The 18,976-nt window shown below is 35.9% G+C and carries 8 protein-coding genes and 1 pseudogene; all 9 read left to right on the top strand.

Annotated elements, in window-relative coordinates; all coding sequences use genetic code 11:
• Positions 1 to 147 precede the first annotated feature (147 nt).
• The 9 genes and pseudogenes from ACPWTF_RS01915 to ACPWTF_RS01875 all read left to right on the top strand — a co-directional run bounded on the left by ACPWTF_RS01915 (position 148) and on the right by ACPWTF_RS01875 (position 18,831).
• The gene (locus tag ACPWTF_RS01915; protein ID WP_427874163.1) at positions 148 to 2,598 is read left to right on the top strand and encodes a glycoside hydrolase family 95 protein; all 2,451 of its coding nucleotides are present in this window, start codon (positions 148 to 150) and stop codon (positions 2,596 to 2,598) included.
• A gap of 102 nt (positions 2,599 to 2,700) precedes the next feature.
• Complete coding sequence (locus tag ACPWTF_RS01910; RefSeq protein ID WP_427874162.1) at positions 2,701 to 4,269, top strand: MGH1-like glycoside hydrolase domain-containing protein; 1,569 nt, start codon at positions 2,701 to 2,703, stop codon at positions 4,267 to 4,269.
• A 160-nt stretch (positions 4,270 to 4,429) separates the two neighbouring features.
• The gene (locus ACPWTF_RS01905) at positions 4,430 to 7,180 is read left to right on the top strand and encodes a glycoside hydrolase family 78 protein (protein ID WP_427874161.1); all 2,751 of its coding nucleotides are present in this window, start codon (positions 4,430 to 4,432) and stop codon (positions 7,178 to 7,180) included.
• Between the two features lie 143 nt (positions 7,181 to 7,323).
• A pseudogene (locus ACPWTF_RS01900) lies at positions 7,324 to 8,470 on the top strand (sialidase family protein).
• A gap of 160 nt (positions 8,471 to 8,630) precedes the next feature.
• Positions 8,631 to 9,512, top strand: coding sequence for a sugar phosphate isomerase/epimerase family protein (locus ACPWTF_RS01895; RefSeq protein ID WP_427874160.1), 882 nt, complete (start codon positions 8,631 to 8,633; stop codon positions 9,510 to 9,512).
• A 187-nt stretch (positions 9,513 to 9,699) separates the two neighbouring features.
• Entirely contained in the window at positions 9,700 to 10,752 is a 1,053-nt protein-coding gene (locus tag ACPWTF_RS01890) for a glycoside hydrolase family 20 zincin-like fold domain-containing protein (RefSeq protein ID WP_427874159.1), read from the top strand.
• Positions 10,752 to 12,431, top strand: a complete 1,680-nt coding sequence (locus tag ACPWTF_RS01885; protein ID WP_427874158.1) for a hypothetical protein — start codon at positions 10,752 to 10,754, stop codon at positions 12,429 to 12,431. The genes ACPWTF_RS01890 and ACPWTF_RS01885 overlap by 1 nt, the downstream gene beginning before the upstream one ends.
• Positions 12,432 to 12,711: 280 nt before the next feature.
• Positions 12,712 to 16,239 (top strand): malectin domain-containing carbohydrate-binding protein, encoded by a 3,528-nt coding sequence (locus tag ACPWTF_RS01880; RefSeq protein ID WP_427874157.1) that lies wholly within the window; start codon positions 12,712 to 12,714, stop codon positions 16,237 to 16,239.
• 171 nt (positions 16,240 to 16,410) lie between these two features.
• The gene (locus tag ACPWTF_RS01875; protein ID WP_427874156.1) at positions 16,411 to 18,831 is read left to right on the top strand and encodes a sugar-binding domain-containing protein; all 2,421 of its coding nucleotides are present in this window, start codon (positions 16,411 to 16,413) and stop codon (positions 18,829 to 18,831) included.
• Positions 18,832 to 18,976 lie beyond the last annotated feature (145 nt).

Below are 18,976 nucleotides of genomic sequence, written 5' to 3'. Positions count from 1 at the left end.
GAATTCACGAATTTATTTTTTATAAACGATACGCAATTTTTACTTTGAAAATTAATCGGATTAACTTTTTCGATAAAATTAGAGAAATAAAGCGCAAAGAATAGTTAGAGTAAATTCGTGAATTCGTGGCTGAAAAAAATATATACTATGAAGTTAAAAATTAAAATAACGGCAATCTGTTTTGGAATTTTTTCCTTTACAACAACAGCTCAAAGTGACCTAAAATTATGGTACGACAAACCAGCTGCAATCTGGAACGAAGCTTTGCCATTAGGTAACGGACGTTTGGGTGCCATGGTTTTTGGCGATCCAGCTGTAGAACGTTTACAATTGAACGAAGAAACCATCTGGGCAGGCTCTCCAAACAGCAATGCGCATAATAAATCAATTAAAGCACTTCCAATTGTTCGTCAGTTAATTTTTGACGGAAAATTTGATGAAGCGCAGGATTTGGCTACGCAGGATATTATGTCGCAAACCAATGACGGAATGCCGTATCAGACTTTCGGAAGCGTCTATATTTCATTCGCAGGACATCAAAAATATACGGATTATTATCGTGATTTAGACATCAGCAATGCTACGGCAAAAGTAAAATACAAAGTAAATGGCGTTGAATTTACTAGAGAAATTTTAACCGCATTTTCAGATCAGGTTATTGTGGTGAAACTTTCTGCAAGTCAGCCCGGACAGATTACGTGTAACGTTTTCATGAACAGTCCGATTGATAAAACCGTCGCTTCGACAGAAGGAAACCAGATTATACTTTCGGGAGTTGGAACTAACTTTGAAGGGGTAAAAGGAAAAGTAAAATTTCAGGGAAGACTAACTGCTAAAAATAAAGGCGGAGAAATCGATGCCAGCAACGGGGTTTTAAGCATCAACAAAGCCGATGAAGTGACTTTGTATATTTCGATTGCAACGAACTTCAAAAACTATCAAGATATTTCAGGAGATGAAATAGCAAAAAGCAAAGATTATTTAGCGAAAGCAGAAACAAAAGATTTTGAAACGATAAAGAAAGCGCATGTTGATTATTACCAAAAATTCTTCAACAGAGTTGCTTTAGATCTAGGTTCGAATGATTTGGTGAAGAAACCAACAAACGAACGAATTCGAGATTTTTCGAAACAATTTGATCCGCAATTGGCTTCGTTGTATTTCCAATTCGGGCGTTATCTTTTAATTTCAAGTTCACAGCCAGGAGGACAGCCAGCCAATTTACAAGGAATTTGGAACGATATGGTCACTCCGCCTTGGGATAGTAAATACACGACCAACATCAATGCCGAAATGAATTATTGGCCGGCACAAGTAACTAACTTGCAAGAGATGCACGAACCTTTTGTACAGATGGCAAAAGAGTTAGCGGTAACGGGTGCTGAAACAGCTAAAACTATGTACAATGCAAATGGCTGGGTTTTACACCACAATACTGATATCTGGCGTGTAACCGCTCCGGTAGATTCAGCAGCTTCGGGAATGTGGCCAACTGGTGGTGCTTGGGTTTGTCAGGATTTATGGGAAAGATATTTATATACGGGAGATAAAAAGTATTTGGCAGAAATTTATCCTATCATGAAAGGTGCGGCTGATTTCTTTTTGGATTTTATGGTGGTAGATCCAAACACAAAATATTTAGTGGTTGTTCCGTCAAGTTCTCCCGAAAACACACACGCAGGCGGAACAGGGAAAGCAACAATTGCATCAGGAACAACAATGGACAATCAATTGGTTTTTGATTTGTTTACACATGTCATCGAAGCTTCGGCATTGGTTTCGCCAGATGCAGCTTATGCCAAAAAAGTGAGCGATGCTTTAGCTAAAATGCCACCAATGAAAGTCGGAAAACACAATCAGTTGCAGGAATGGCAGGACGATTGGGATAACCCGAAAGACAATCACAGACACGTTTCACATTTGTACGGATTGTATCCGAGTAATCAGATCTCGGCAATTAAAACGCCTGAATTATTTGAAGCGGCTAAACAATCGCTGATTTACAGAACTGACGAATCAACAGGCTGGTCAATGGGTTGGAAAGTGAATTTATGGGCAAGATTGTTAGACGGAAATCATGCTTATAAATTGATTCAGGATCAATTGCATTTGGTGACAGCAGACCAAAGAAAAGGTGGTGGAACGTATCCGAATATGTTAGATGCGCATCAGCCGTTTCAAATTGATGGTAACTTTGGATGCACAGCTGGTTTTGCCGAAATGCTGATGCAGAGTCAGGAAGATGCGATTCAGTTATTGCCTGCTTTACCAACGGTTTGGAAAGATGGAAGTATAAAAGGTTTGGTTGCCAGAGGCGGATTTGTAATCGATATGACATGGAAAAATAACAAAGTTTCGGAGCTGAAAATCTACTCAAAAATAGGAGGAAACTGTAGATTGAAAGTTGAAAATACGTTAAAAGGTTCTTCGCTTAAAAAAGCAAAAGGAAAAAACTCAAATGCTTTGTTTTATGATGTGGAAGTAAAGAAACCGATTATTTCTAATGAAGCAAAATTGCCTAAAGTACAATTGCCAAATTATAATATTTATGATGTAAATATGAAAGCGGGGCAGACGTATACTTTTACTGGAAATTAAAAATATTTTAAAACCATATAAGTAATATAAGAAAATATAAAGTAAAGCTTAATTGAACTTATATTACTTATATGGTTTAACTTTAAAAAGATTGAATTTTAAATGTTGACAAATTTCAAACATAAAATAATAACACTTTCAATTGTAATCGCTTGTATAAACAGCGGTTGTAAATCTGGTGCAGTAGAATCCCAAAAAGGAAAATCGTTTATTTTAAAAGAAAAGAACTTCAAACATTATGTGGATTATTTCAACACGATGGAAGATGAAAACTTGAAGTTTGCGATTCCGAATGATAGTGCTTGGGCTTGGATGGAAAAGAATATTCCGTTGTTCGAATGTCCGCAGCAAAATTTTGAGGAAATCTATTATTTCCGTTGGTGGAGCGTTCGTAAACATATCAAAAATACACCACAAGGATTTGCAATTACAGAGTTTTTGGTAGATCGTTCGTATGCTGATAAATACAATATGATCAGTTGTGCTTTGGGGCATCATATCAACGAATTTAGATGGGTTCATGATCCGAAATATATTGAGCAGGATGTGAAACTTTGGTATCGAGGAAATGATGGAAAACCGATGAACAAATTGTATAAATTTAGCAGTTGGACAGCCGATGCTTTATACAATCGTTACTTGGTGAATAAAGATGAAAAATTCTTATTGGATTTGTACCCAGATATGGTTACCGATTATGCCGTTTGGGAAAAAGATCGCCAACGCAAAGATGGTTTGTTCTGGCAGCATGATGTGAAAGATGGAATGGAAGAATCTTTAAGCGGAGGAAGAAAAGTGCAAAATGCGAGACCAACGATAAACAGTTATATGTACGGGAATGCTGTAGCGATTTCTAAAATGGCTGAATTGAAAGGCGATAAAGATGTTGAAGCAAAATTCAAAGCTAAAGCTGATGTTTTACAGCAATTAGTAGAAACGAAGTTGTGGAATAAGAAAAGTGAGTTCTTTGAAACTTTCACAGAAAAAGATACATTAGCACAAGTTAGAGAAGCGATTGGATTTATTCCGTGGTATTTTAATCTTCCTGAAAAAGGAAAAGGGTTTGAAAAGGCTTGGGAACAGATTAAGGATGAAAAAGGATTTTCGGCTCCGTTTGGTTTAACAACGGCGGAAAGAAGAAGTCCAAGATTTAGAACACACGGAACAGGAACCTGCGAATGGGACGGGGCGATTTGGCCATTTGCAAGTTCGCAGACGTTAACCGCTTTGGCGAATGTTTTGAATAATTACAATCAGAATTTTGTAGCCAAACCCGATTATTTCAAACAAATGGAATTGTATGTGCAATCGCAATATTACAGAGGGAAACCTTATCTTGGCGAATATTTGGACGAAACAACGGGGTATTGGTTAATGGGCGACAGAGAAAGAAGCCGTTATTACAATCATTCGACTTTCAACGATTTAGTGATTACAGGTTTGGTTGGTTTACGTCCGAGAGCTGATGAAAAGATTGAAGTAAATCCGTTGATTCCACAAGAGAAATGGGATTGGTTTTGTTTGGATAATGTTTTATATCACGGCAATATTATTACCATTCTTTGGGATAAAACAGGAGAAAAATATAAAAAAGGAAAAGGTTTTAGAATCTTTAAAAATGGGAAAGAAATTGCGGTTTCTGATAAATTGGAGAAATTAGTTTCTGAATAATTTTAAACCCAACAGCAAAATATACACCCAAACGATAAAAAGCTCCAGCGGAGCGATACCTATAGAAATTATGTCGCCCCGCTGGGGCTTTTGAACTAACTATTATATAATCTATAAATATATCGTCCCTCTGGGACTTTACATTGATTCAAATAACATCATGAAAAAGTTTTTTTTACATCTTACCTTAATCATTTCACTTTTCACAATTTCGGCGAAAGCCCAAACCAAAATTATTGTGAGCGATTTAAAATGCGAAATGCTCACCAATCCGGAAGGAATCGATGTTTTACAGCCTAGATTGAGCTGGAAAATAAAAGCAGATGTAAACGATGTAAAACAAACTCATTATCAAATTTTAGCTTCTTCATCTTTAGATAAACTAAATGCTGGAAACGGAGATTTATGGGACAGCGGAAAAGTAACAAGCGATGAATCTGTTAATATAATTTATAACGGAAAAAAGTTAAAAGACCGACAAGACGTTTATTGGAAAGTAACGGTTTTTACAAATAAAGGCGAAGTTCAATCAAAAGAGGCAGCACATTTCAGCATTGGAATTTTGACTTATGCAGACTGGAAATCAACTCGCTGGATTGGATATGAAAAAACGTCTCCAGGAGATAGTATTTCGCAGTATTCAAGATTATCGGCAAGATATTTAAGAAAAGAAATCGACTTGAAAAAGAAAGTCAAAAGTGCCAAGGTTTATATCATGGGAATGGGCTTGTACGAGCTATACATTAACGGAAATAAAATTGGAGATCAGGTTTTAGCACCAGTTCCTACGGATTATACGAAGAATGTAAAATACAATGTTTTTGATGTGACTTTGCAATTGAAAGAAGGAAAAAATGCATTGGGAACGATTTTAGGAAACGGACGTTTTTTTACCATGCGTCAGGATTATAAACCTTATAAAATTAAAACTTTTGGTTATCCTAAAATGGCTTTGCAGTTGTTTGTAGAATATACAGATGGGAGTAAAGACGTAATCAGAACCGATGATACTTGGAAAATCACAACTGACGGACCGATTTTATCGAATAACGAATATGACGGTGAAGAATACGATGCACGTAAAGAAATGAAAGGCTGGAATACCATTAATTTTAATGATAAAAAATGGCTTTCGGCAGAATATGTGCAGGAACCGGGCGGATTCTATGAAGGACAGATGTCGGCGAATATGAAGGTTAAGCGCGAAGTAAAGCCAATTTCAATCAAACAGACACCCAAAGGAACTTATATCTTAGATATGGGGCAAAATATGGTGGGCTGGTTGCAATTGAAAGTAAAAGGAAATTCGGGCGATAAAATAACCATGAAGTTTGCTGAATCACTTCAGCCAGATGGCTCATTATACATTGCCAATCTACGTGATGCAAAAACTACAGATATTTATACTTTAAAAGGTGAAGGCGAAGAAGTTTGGGAACCTCGTTTTATTTTTCACGGATTTAGATTTGTAGAAATTTCAGGTTTCAAAACCAAAGCGACTTTAGAAAATTTCGTCGGAAAAGTCGTTTACGATGATATTGCGACAACGGGAACTTTTGATTCTTCTAACCCAATAATGAATCAGATTTTTAAAAATGCGTGGTGGGGAATCAGCGGGAATTATAAAGGAATGCCAATTGATTGTCCACAGAGGAATGAGCGTCAGCCTTGGTTGGGAGACAGAACAACAGGAGCTTACGGCGAAAGTTTCTTATTCGATAATCAGACTTTGTATGCAAAATGGTTAGATGATATTAAAAATGCTCAAACTATTGATGGCGGAATTCCAGATGTGGCACCTGCTTTCTGGCGTTATTATGGCGATAACGTAACTTGGCCAGGAACATATATTACAGTTGCAGATATGTTGTATCAACAGTTTGGAGATAAAAAAGTAGTAGAAAAACAATATCCGTCGATGAAAAAATGGATGGATTATATGGAAGAAAACTATCTGGTTGATGATATCATGACCAAAGATAAATACGGCGACTGGTGTGTTCCGCCAGAATCGTTAGAGTTAATTCGTTCGAAAGATCCTTCTCGATTAACTGATGGTGAATTGATTTCGAGTGCGTTTTATTATCAGCTTTTAAATATCATGAAGAAATTTGCTGTAATCGCCAATGCTCAAAATGATATTAAACATTATGATGAATTGGCTTTGCGAATCAAAAAAGCATTCAATGCCAAATATTTTAATGCATCAAAAAACAATTACGCCAATAATACCGTAACAGCCAATTTACTGCCATTAACTTTCGGAATGGTTCCAGAAGAATTGCAACAAAAAGTTTTTGAAAACTTAGTGCATGAAGTAGAAGTGACTAAAAATGGTCATGTAAGTACAGGTGTAATTGGAACCCAGTTTTTAATGCGAACATTAACCAATTTTGGACGTGGCGATTTGGCTTTCAAATTGGCTTCAAATAAAACGTATCCAAGCTGGGGGTATATGGTAGAAAACGGTGCCACAACCATTTGGGAATTATGGAACGGAAACACTGCCGATCCCGCAATGAATTCGCAAAATCATGTAATGCTTTTAGGCGATTTATTGATTTGGTATTACGAAAATATGGCAGGAATCAAAAGTAATCCTGAAACTCCAGGCTTCAAACAAATTATCATGAAACCAGATTTCAACGCCGGATTAACTTATGTAAACGCTTCATACGAATCCATTTACGGGACAATTAAAAGTGATTGGAAAAAAGATAAAAAGGCTTTGGTTTGGAATATTACTGTTCCAGCAAATACTTCTGCAATTGTGTATCTTCCTGCAAGCGATATTGCAGCTGTTTCAATCAATAAACAGAAGCTGGATAAGACTTCTTACGCTTATTCTGTAGAAAAAAATCAAATAATTGTCACACTTTCGTCAGGAAATTTTGCGATAAACGTTAAATAATCTGCATTTTTAATAATTCGGGACAGTACAGGATACATTGTTAATTTTTTGGTGTTATTTTTACACTTATTAAATATTTTTACCTAAAAAAATGTTAGGTATGTATTTAAAGTCAAAAAAAATAATTCATAATTTAATTAATAATGAAGATAACAAAATTAGCATTTGTCTTGTTTGGACTTTTCCTTTTAGGAAGTTGTAAATCGGCTTTAGAGAAAAAGACTTGGAAAGAAGGAATTTTAGTAGATCAATTTGTTTACGATAAAGCGCCTTATCCGTCTTGCCATGCGATTACAATCGTCGAAGCTACAAATGGTGATTTAGTGGCCTCATGGTTTGGAGGAACTCACGAAAGAAATCCTGATGTTTGTATTTACGTTGCGATTAAACCAAAAGGAAGCGATACTTGGAATGAAGGCGTAAAAGTAGCTGATGGTGTAATGAAAGAAGGACCGAGATTACCAACTTGGAATCCGGTTTTATATCAAATTCCAGGTGGAGATTTAATGTTATTTTACAAAATCGGACCAAAACCATCTGAATGGTGGGGTGTAATCAGAACTTCATCTGATGGCGGAAAAACATGGTCTGAAGCGCAAAAAATGCCAGACGGTTTCTTACTGACCAATCAAAAACAAACCAGTTTTATTAAGCAACGGAACTTTATTATGTCCGTCAAGTATAGAAGGCGACGGATGGAGACTTCGTATGGAATCTACTCCAGATTTCGGGAAAACTTGGGTAATGGGCGATACGCTTCCAAGAGGAAAACAAAAAATTAATGCGATTCAGCCAAGTATTTTATTTCATAAAGACGGAAGTATTCAAGCTATTGGAAGAACTAGAAACAGAGCTATTTTCAGCACATTCTCAAAAGATAACGGAAAAACGTGGTCGGATGTAGAGTTAATCGGACTTCCAAATAACAACTCAGGAACCGATGCTGTAACTTTAAAAGATGGAAGACATTTGTTAGTTTACAATCACGTTCTTCCTCCAGGAAAAGAAGCAAAAGGGCCAAGAACGCCTTTGAACGTTTCGGTTTCTAAAGACGGAATTCACTGGAACGCTGCTTTGGTTTTAGAAGATTCAAAAATCAGCCAATATTCTTATCCTTCGATGATTCAAGGTTCAGACGGAATGGTTCATATTGTGTATACTTGGAGAAGAGAAAAACTGAAATATGTAAAAGTTGATCCAAGTAAATTGGTTGCACTCCCAATCAAAAACGGAATCTGGCCAGGCGAAGAAGGAAAAGTCGTTACAGCGGTAAAAGCTGAAGAAGAGTAAAATTAATTGAACCATTAAGAGATTAAGAAAGTTAAGTTGCTGTGCTTAATTTATGCTTTTAAAAAGAGAATTAAGCTTAATTTTCTTCATCTTCTAATGATAATAATATAAAGTAGTGAAGCTTAATTTACTTAATACCTTAATGGTAAAAACAATTAACATGAAGCTAAATAAAAATTTAATTATTGCAATGCTTGTTGTTCTATCGGCAACATTCAACAGTTGTGCAACGGCTCAGTCTTCCAAAAAGCAAAAATACAAAGTGGCAGTTTGCGACTGGATGATTTTAAAAAGACAAAAATTAGGCGCTTTTGGTTTGGCTTCTGAAATAAAAGCAGACGGAATCGAACTGGATATGGGAGGTTTAGGAAACCGACCAACTTTTGACAGCAAATTGGGCGACCCAGTCGAAAGACAAAAATTCTTAGATAAATCGAAAGAAACTGGCGTTGGAATCAGCTCGATTGCGATGTCGGGTTTTTACGCGCAGTCTTTTGCCACAAGAGAAATCACACCAATGATTACGGATTGTGTTCAGGCTATGAAAGATATGAAAGTAAAAGTGACTTATCTTCCGTTAGGAACGCAGACCGATTTAGTTAAAAATCCGGAATTACGTCCAGAAGTGATTAAAAGACTGCAATGGGCAGGAAAAGAAGTAGGGAAGATTGGTGGCGTTATTGCAATTGAAACTTCTTTGAGTGCTACAGAAGAGAAAAAGCTTTTAGAAGAAGTGGATTCAAAATACATTAAAAGCTCTTTCAATTTTGCGAATGCGGTAGATAATGGCAGAGATATTTCATCAGAATTAAAAATCTTAGGCAAGAAATATGTAGCACAAATTCACGCTTCCAACACCGATCAGTTTTGGTTAGAAAATGACAAAGCGATTGACATGCCAAAAATCAAACAAACTTTGGATGAAATGAAATGGAGCGGATGGCTAATTGTAGAGCGTTCTCGTGACGTAACGCAAGTGCATAATGTAAAAGCCAATTACGGCGCAAACGTGGCTTATTTAAAACGAATTTTCCAGAATTAATTTATAGCCACAGATTAAAAGGATTAAAATGATTTTTTTTAATCTGTGAAAATCTTTTAATCTGTGGCAAAAGAATCAAAATGAAATCTGCTTAAATCTGCCTAATCTGCGTGAAATTTTTTGCACGCAGATTTATATAGATAAAAGCAGATTAATTTTAAAATAGAATACCCAAAAACAGCATACTATGAAATATTTACAATTACTTTTTTTATGTCTTTACGTCTCTTTCGCGACAGCTCAGAACATCAATGTTGTGAGTGATCCGAGTTCGCCGAGAGCAAAGTTTGGAGCAGAGAAATTATCTGAAACACTTTCAGCGAAAGGGTTCAGTGTAACTTCTTCTGATAAATTCAAAAAATCAAAAGATAAAATAATTGTAATTGGAGAAAAAGGAACCGATTTCTGGAAGAAAAATGCTAAAAGCGCTAAAATCGATGACAGCAAATTAACCAAGAAAGAAGGCTTCCAGATTCTTACTCAAAATAATGTAATTTATATTGAAGGAACAGATGCTTCTGGTACTTTATACGGAGCTTTAGAATTAACAGATAAAATTAAAGCTTCAGGAAAACTTCCTTCAGATTTGAATATTGAAGATAGTCCAGAAATGGTTTTGAGAGGCGCTTGTATCGGAATGCAGAAACCAGTTTATCTTCCGGGTCGTGACGTTTACGAATATCCGTATACGCCAGAAACTTTTCCTTGGTTTTATGATAAAGCACTTTGGATTAAATATTTAGATATGCTGGTAGAAAACCGCATGAACTCGTTGTATTTATGGAACGGACATCCGTTTGCTTCTTTGGTGAAATTGAAAGAATATCCGTTTGCGGTTGAAGTCAGTGACGAAGATTTCAAAAAGAACGAAGAAATCTATAAATTCTTAACGGTCGAAGCGAACAAAAGAGGAATCTGGGTCATTCAGATGTTTTACAATATTATTGTTTCTAAGCCTTTTGCAGAGCATTACAACATTAAAACGCAGGATCGTTCAAGACCAATTACGCCTTTGTTATCAGATTATACGAGAAAATCTATTGCCGCTTTTATCGAAAAATATCCTAACGTTGGATTAATGGTTTGTTTGGGAGAAGCCATTAATACTGTTGATGATGATGTAGAATGGTTTACCAAAACGATTATTCCGGGTGTTCGCGATGGTTTGCAAGCATTAGGAAAAACAGAAGAACCGCCAATTATTTTACGATCTCATGATACAGACGGGCAGCTTTGGTAATGGAAAAATCGCTTCCGTTATATAAAAACCTCTATACAGAAAGTAAATACACAGGAGAATCTTTAACAACTTATACGCCAGGTGAACCTTGGGGAGAAACGCACAAGCAGTTGAGCGCTTTAAAATCAATTCATATTGAGAATGTTCACATTTTGGCCAATTTAGAACCTTTTAGATACGGTTCACCAGATTTTATTCAGAAAACGGTAAAAGCGATGCACAGCGTTCACGGAGCAAATGCATTACACCTATACCCGCAGGCTTCGTATTGGGATTGGCCGTATTCAGCAGATAAAACCAAAACAGGTGAACGTTTATTAGAAATGGATCGCGACTGGATTTGGTACAAAGCTTGGGCAAGATATGCTTGGGACAGTAAAAGAGATCGTAACGAAGAAGTTAAATTCTGGGATAATGATTTAGCTGCGAAATTCGGAACGACTCAAGAAGCCGCAAATAACATCCAAAAAGCATACGATGAAACAGGAGAAATAGCTCCAAAAACATTAAGACGTTTCGGAATCACAGAAGGAAACCGCCAAACTTTATTGTTAGGAATGTTCGAAAGTCAGTTGGTTAATCCGTCAAAATGGAGAGTGTATCCAGGATTCCATGAATCTTGCGAGCCTCCGGGAGAATTGCTTTTAGAATATGCTAAAAAAGAATGGAATAAAGAACCACATTCTGGCGAGCTTCCAACTCAGATTATTGCCGAAATTACCGAACACGGAAGATTGGCTGTTGAAGCAATCGACAAAGCTGAAGCGAGTGTAACCAAAGACAAAGAAGAATTTGCGCGTCTTAAAAATGATATGCATGCGTATAAGGCTTTCGCCGATTTCTTCTCAGAAAAAGTAAAAGCTGCTCTATTGGTTTTAAGATACAGTTATTCAAACGATATTGCCGATTTAGACAAAGCAATGCCTCATTTAGAAAAAAGCATTGAGCATTATGAATTATTGGTAAAACTGACAAAAGATACCTACTACTACGCTAACAGTATGCAGACGGCTCAGCGTAGAATTCCAATTGGAGGAGACGACGGAAACAATAAAACTTGGGCTGAATTATTGCCACATTACGAACGTGAATTGGCTAATTTTAAAAGAAATTTAGAGAAGCTAAAAGCATCAAAAGATGGTAAAATTGAAACCAAAGAAGGAAAACCTTGGAAACCAGCTGAAGTAACTTTCATCGACGAAAAACCGGGAACTTATTTAGTTAAAAAAGGGACAAAAGTCTACGGAACAGATATTTCTGAGTTAACTAAAATTGCTCTTGAACTTCAAAACTTAAAAGGTTTTACTTTCGTAGAAAACGATCAAAATGAAAAAGGAACACATTTGAAGTTTAGAAATACAAAAGCAGTTAAATTAGTGGTTGGTTATTTCAATTCAGATCAAAAGAGATTTTTATTGCCGCCAAGTTTAGAGACAGATGCTGCAGGAAATGCGCACGGTCAAGCCGAAGTGATTCTAGCAAGCGCGATAAATTTGAAAGATTTGCCACGTGTAAACATTCATACCTATACTTTTCAGCCAGGAGAGAATAAATTAGATTTAGGAAAAGGAAAAGTATTGATTTTAGGTTTCATCGACGCAGATCAAACGATAACGCCACGTGATGTTGGATATATTGATGCAGGAGAAAAAGCAGCTGTTGATTGGTTGTTTTATTAAAATATAGAAAGTGTTAAACCTGACGGGTTTTAAAAACCCGTCAGGTTTGCTCGCAAAGTATAAACACAATCTTGTCATCCCGAGGAACGAGGGATCTCCGCAAGAAACTCTACATAGTTTGTCATTTCGACCGAAGGGAGAAATCACACAAGAATTTCCGTCCAGAAATTTGCCAATCTTTGTAGAGTTCCGTGTGTGATTTCTCCTTACGTCGAAATGACAAAAAGGAGTAAAATAAAAACTTAAACAACCTTATAATCACTTATATGGTTTTAAAAATATGAATAGAATAGTTTTTTTTATTTTTTGTTTTTTCTCAAGCTTTTGCTCTGTTTGGAGTCAGAGCAAAGATTCAGGGAAGTTTCGTAAAGAAATTTCACTGAATTCGTCTTGGGAAACCGTAATACTGGATAATCTTCCGCTGAAAGAGGAAGATTTTGTAGAAAATCCAAAAACTGATTCCAATTGGCAAAAGGTTAGTGTGCCTCACAATTGGGATCAGTATTATGGTTTCAGAAGAACAAAACATGGAAATTTACATGGTACTGCATGGTACAAAAAAACGCTAAAACTTGATAAAAAAGAGAGTTCAAAGCAATATTTTCTCTATTTTGAAGGTGTAAGTTCTTATGCCACAGTTTGGGTAAACGGTAAAAAAGTGGGCGAACACAAAGGCGGAAGAACTACTTTCACCTTAGATATTACAAAATCGGTTTCTTTCGATAAAGAAAATATCATTTTAGTTAAAGCTTCACATCCATCTTTTATTGCCGATTTACCTTGGGTTTGCGGTGGATGTTCGGGAGAATGGGGGTTTTCAGAAGGTTCGCAGCCAATGGGGATTTTCAGACCAGTTTCTTTGGTTATTACAAATGATGTGAGAATTCAGCCTTTCGGTGTTCATATCTGGAATGATAAATCGGTTTCCAAACAAAAAGCGATTCTTCAGACTACTACAGAAATCAAGAATTACGGTACTTCACAACGAAATTTGACTATCGAAAATATCCTTCTGGATGCTTCAGGAAAGAAAGTTGTCATTACAAAAAGCGACAACAAAATCAATTCGGGAGAAACAAAAGAAATAGCACAGACACTTCCTGAGATTCAGAATCCGAAATTATGGTCGCCATCGAATCCGTATTTGTATAAATTGGTGACTTCAGTTTACGAAAACGGAAAAATAATCGATCAGTTAATAACACCTTACGGAATCCGTTGGGTAAGCTGGCCTGTTAGCCGTGACGGAAAAGACAATCGTTTTTTCATTAATGACGAACCTGTTTTTATAAATGGCGTCTGCGAATACGAACACTTAATTGGAAAAAGCCATTCGTTTTCAGACGAAATGATTCATTCCCGAATAGAACAAATCAAAGCAGGCGGATTTAATGCTTTTAGAGAAGCGCATCAGCCTCATAATTTATTATATCAAAAAGAATTAGACGAAAACGGAATCCTATTTTGGAGTCAGTTTTCAGCACATATTTGGTACGATACGCCAGAATTTAAAGAAAACTTCAAAACTCTTTTACGAGAATGGATAAAGGAACGAAGAAACAGTCCGTCTGTCGTAATGTGGGGATTGCAGAATGAAAGCACGATTCCGAAGGAATTTGCCGAAGAATGCACGCAGATTATCCGCGAAATGGATCCGTTATCAGCTTCTCAAAGAATCGTAACAACTTGTAACGGTGGAGAAGGAACAGATTGGAATGTCGTTCAAAACTGGTCAGGAACTTATGGTGGAGATCCATTAAAATACCATTTGGAAATGACGACTCAGTTATTAAATGGAGAATATGGCGCATGGCGTTCAGCCGATTTACATACGGAAGGTGAGTTTGACCAAAAGGGAACTTTGAGCGAAAACCGTTTTTCTCAATTAATGGAAATTAAAGTTAGAGAAGCGGAATCGATAAAAGATAAAATTGCTGGACAGTTTAACTGGCTTTTTGCTTCGCATGAAAATCCGGGACGAGTGCAAAACGGAGAAGGTTTCAGAGACATTGACAAAGTCGGCCCAGTAAATTACAAAGGACTTTTTACCATTTGGAGCGAACCTCTAGATGCTTTTTATATGTATCGCGCGAATTATGTTTCGAACAAAACCAATCCGATGGTTTATATCGTTTCGCATACTTGGCCAAGTCGTTGGGAAAAACCAGGAATCAAAAACGGAATCGATATTTATTCGAATTGTGACGAAGTAGAATTGTTTAATGATGTCAATAAAGTTTCACTAGGAAAACTAAAAAATCCAGGAATCGGACAGCATTTTCAGTTTAATAATGTCAATATTCAATACAATGTTTTATATGCCGTTGGTTATGTAAATGGGAAAGTGGTTGCTAAAGATTATATCGTTTTAAATAACTTCCCCAAAGCACCAAGTTTTGATGCTTTAATGTCTGAGAAAACAGATATAACAAAAGCCCAAAAAAGTTATAATTACATTTATAGAGTAAATTGCGGAGGTTCTGAATTAACAGATTCTGCTGGAAATACTTGGTTAACGGATACTCATAAGAACGGACAAAATACTTGGGGTTCTTTATCTTGGACAGATAATTTTGAAAAACTTCCTGACTTTTTTGCCAGTCAAAGAACAACTTTCGACCCAATAAACGGAACAAAGAATCCTGAGTTATTTCAAAGTTTTAGATACGGAGTTGATAAACTGCGTTACGAATTTCCAGCATCTGACGGAGAATATTTAGTTGAATTATATTTCACAGAACCTTGGTATGGAACTGGTGGTGGAATGGATTGCAAAGGCTGGCGATTGTTTGACGTTGCCATAAATGAAAATGTAGTTTTAAAAGACTTTGATATTTGGGCAGAAGCTGGACATGATAACGCTTTGAAGAAAACATTCAAAGTAAAAAGTGCAAACGGAAAAATTGTGATTTCATTTCCAAATGTAAAAGCTTCACAAGCGATTATTTCTGCAATTGCAATTGCAACAAAAGATATTCATGCAAGACCAGCAGAGGAATCTTTAAAAAATATTCAGAATTTGGTTTTTGATTCTTATGATAAAAACAACAGAATAGCTTCATGGCTGGATATTAATTCAAAACAATATTCAGATTCTGATGTTGTTTTTAACGAATTGCCTTCGGAAGTTTTTGGAGCGGATTATTTGCAGTTTTCATCTCATTCTAAAAATAAAGGTTCGTTTACAGCTAAAGAAGAATCGACTGTTTATATTTTAGTTGATGCTAAAATAAAGACTTTAAAAGGACTTTCAGATTATAAAAAAATAGAAGAAAAAGCGAAAAACAGCAACGGAATTTCATTTGATGTTTTCACTAAAAAAGTAAAGAAAGACGAGAAAGTTATTTTTGATAATTCTGAAATAATATCTTCGATTGCAGTTGTTCCAACGTATGATATGGGCGAAAAAGATGATTCTAGACCAGTTGTAATCATAGAAGCAGAAAAAACGAAAACAACAGGAACTGGAATAGAAAAAGGAAATTTCAAAAAAGCGGATTATATTGAATTCACTAAAAAGACCAATAACAGCATCGAGTTTGAAGTAAAACCTGGAGTTGCAGGAATTTATTTAATGCGTTTCCGTTTTATGAATCGAAATGAAATGCCGTTAAAAGTTAAATTCAAAATGGAAGATGCGTACGGAATTTTAATGCGAAATGATACAATTGAATTTTTCCCTTCGCCTGAAAAATGGAAGATTTTGAATACAACTTCTGGTGGTTATATTAATGCTGGAACGTATAAAATAACATTGGAAGGAGATGATTTGAAGGGATTGATGTTGGATAATTTTGAATTTCAGTAAATGGTGGTTTGCCACGAAGGCGCAAAGACGCCAAGGTTTTATTGTAGAGACGCACCGCAGTGCGTCTAACACACAGTATGGACAATTGGAACGTAGACGCACTGCGGTGCGTCTCTACAAATACCTTGCAAATATTTTTGCATAAATACGATTAGAATAAAAAACCTATTTATGATAAAACATAAAAACATATTTCAAAAAATTACAATTGCCTTATTGTTTTCAGTATCCATTTTTGCGCAAAAACAAGCCAGAATTGTCGAAGATTTTAATAAAAACTGGAACTTTAAATTAGGAGATTATCCAGAAGCAATAAATACCAATTTTAATGCTTCTGATTGGAGAACACTTCAATTGCCACACGATTGGAGTATTGAAGGTGCTTTTGACAAAGACAGTAAAACCAAACAAGCACAAGGATTTTTACCTGCAGGAAAAGGCTGGTATCGTAAAGTTTTTACAGTTCCAGCGAACTGGAAAAACAAAACCGTTTCAATTGAATTTGATGGTGTTTTTAAGAACAGTGAAGTTTTTATAAATGGAAAATCATTAGGAATTCGTCCGAATGGTTATATTTCTTTTGGTTATGATTTAACGCAGTATTTAAACTTCGGAAAAGAGAATTTGATTGCCGTAAAAGTTGATAATGATTCTCAGCCCAATTCGAGATGGTACACAGGTTCTGGAATTTATCGAAATGTACGTTTGGTTGCAAGCGAAAAACTGCATGTAGGAAAGTGGGGAACCTTTGTAACGACTCCAGAAGTTTCCGCAGAAAAATCAAAAATACATTTAGAAGTTACCATTGATAATGATAATGCTGCTGCTAAAGAATTTAAACTGGTTACTTCGATTGTAAATGCAGAAAATAAAGAAGTTGCCAATTATACTTCAAAAGAAAAAATCGGTGCTAAAACATCAGAAAAAAAGGTTCATGATTTGGTTTTAAATCAACCGAAATTGTGGAGTACAGAGAATCCGTATTTGTATAAAGTGATTACAAAAGTGTACGAGAAATCGAAATTGGTTGATAATTACGAAACGCCTCTTGGATTTAGATATTTTAATTTTGATTCAGAGAAAGGATTTTCATTAAATGGCGTTCCAACAAAAATTTACGGCGTTTGTCTGCATCACGATAATGGTGCTTTGGGTGCGGTAGAAAATATTCATGCTGTTAGAAGAAAGTTGGCTTTAATGAAAGAAATGGGAGCAAACGCGATCAGAATGTCACACAACCCGCATTCGTTGGAAATGATGCAATTGTGCGACGAAATGGGATTTATTGTTCAGGATGAAGCTTTTGACGTTTGGAAAAAGAAAAAAGTAACCAACGATTACCACAAAGATTGGGATGCTTGGCACAAACAAGATTTAGAAGATTTTATCAAAAGAGACCGTAATAATCCATCGGTAATAATGTGGAGTATTGGTAACGAAATAAGAGAACAATTTGATTCGACTGGAATTGCGATTACCAGAGAATTAGCTAAAATCGTAAAAGCATTAGACACAACTCGCCCTGTAACTTCGGCTTTGACCGAAAATGTAATTGAGAAAAATTTCATTTACCAATCGGGAGCTTTAGATCTTTTAGGATTCAATTACAAACATGAAGATTATAAAGATTTTCCAACTAAATTTAAAGGACAAAAGATATTAGCTTCAGAAAGTGTTTCGGCTTTAGAAACACGCGGTCATTATGATTTTCCTGACGGAATTAAAGCATGGCCAACCAAACATGGCACTCCATTTGACGGAAATGCCGATTGGACGGTTTCGGCTTACGATCAGGTAAAATCATATTGGGGAGCAACGCACGAAGAGAACTGGAAAACAATTAAAAAACAGGATTTCATGGCGGGAACTTTTATCTGGACAGGTTTTGATTATATCGGTGAACCTGATCCGTATCCTTTTCCTGCAAGAAGCTCGTATTTCGGAATCGTTGATTTAGCCGGACTTCCAAAAGATGTGTATTATATGTACCAAAGTGAATGGTCGAACAAAACGGTCATGCATATTTTACCGCATTGGAACTGGAAAAAAGATCAAGAAGTAGAAGTTTGGGCGTATTACAATAATGCCGATGAAGTAGAATTATTCTTAAACGGAAAATCTCTAGGGAAAAAAGCAAAACAAAATGATGATTTGCATATTTCATGGCGTGTAAAATTTGAACCAGGAACATTAAAAGCGGTTTCAAGAAAGAACGGAAAAGTAGTTTTAGAAAAGGAAATCCATACAGCAGGAGAAGCTTCTAAATTAGATTTGCAAGCTGATAAAACCTCAATCAAAAATGATACTTACGATTTGGTTTACGTAACAGTTTCTATGACTGATAAAGATGGGAATTTAGTCCCAAACGCCATGGATTTGATCAACTTTGAAGTTTCTGGCGGAGGAAAATTAGTTGGTGTTGATAATGGCTATCAAGCCAATTTGGATTCTTTTAAAGCGAATTCTTGTAAATTGTTTAATGGGAAATGTATTGCGATTATTCAGTCTAATGGGAAGAAAGAAAATATTCAGTTGAAAGCGACGACTGGAAATGGAATTCCAGTTTCAGCGATTCAGATAACTGTTAATTAATTTTATATGTCGCTCCGCTGGAGCTTTTATTCTCTAATCGTTGATTATTTCTATAAATATTAAGCTTCTCCGAAGCTTTGTTTTAGATAATTATTCAATTTCAAAATTAGCTCTGGAAGAGCGAAATATTTATAGAAAAATGATT

It is taken from the genome of Flavobacterium sp. MMS24-S5 (assembly GCF_050320125.1).
Taxonomy (GTDB): Bacteria; Bacteroidota; Bacteroidia; order Flavobacteriales; family Flavobacteriaceae; genus Flavobacterium; species Flavobacterium tyrosinilyticum.
This window is presented reverse-complemented; position numbering and strand designations above follow the sequence as displayed.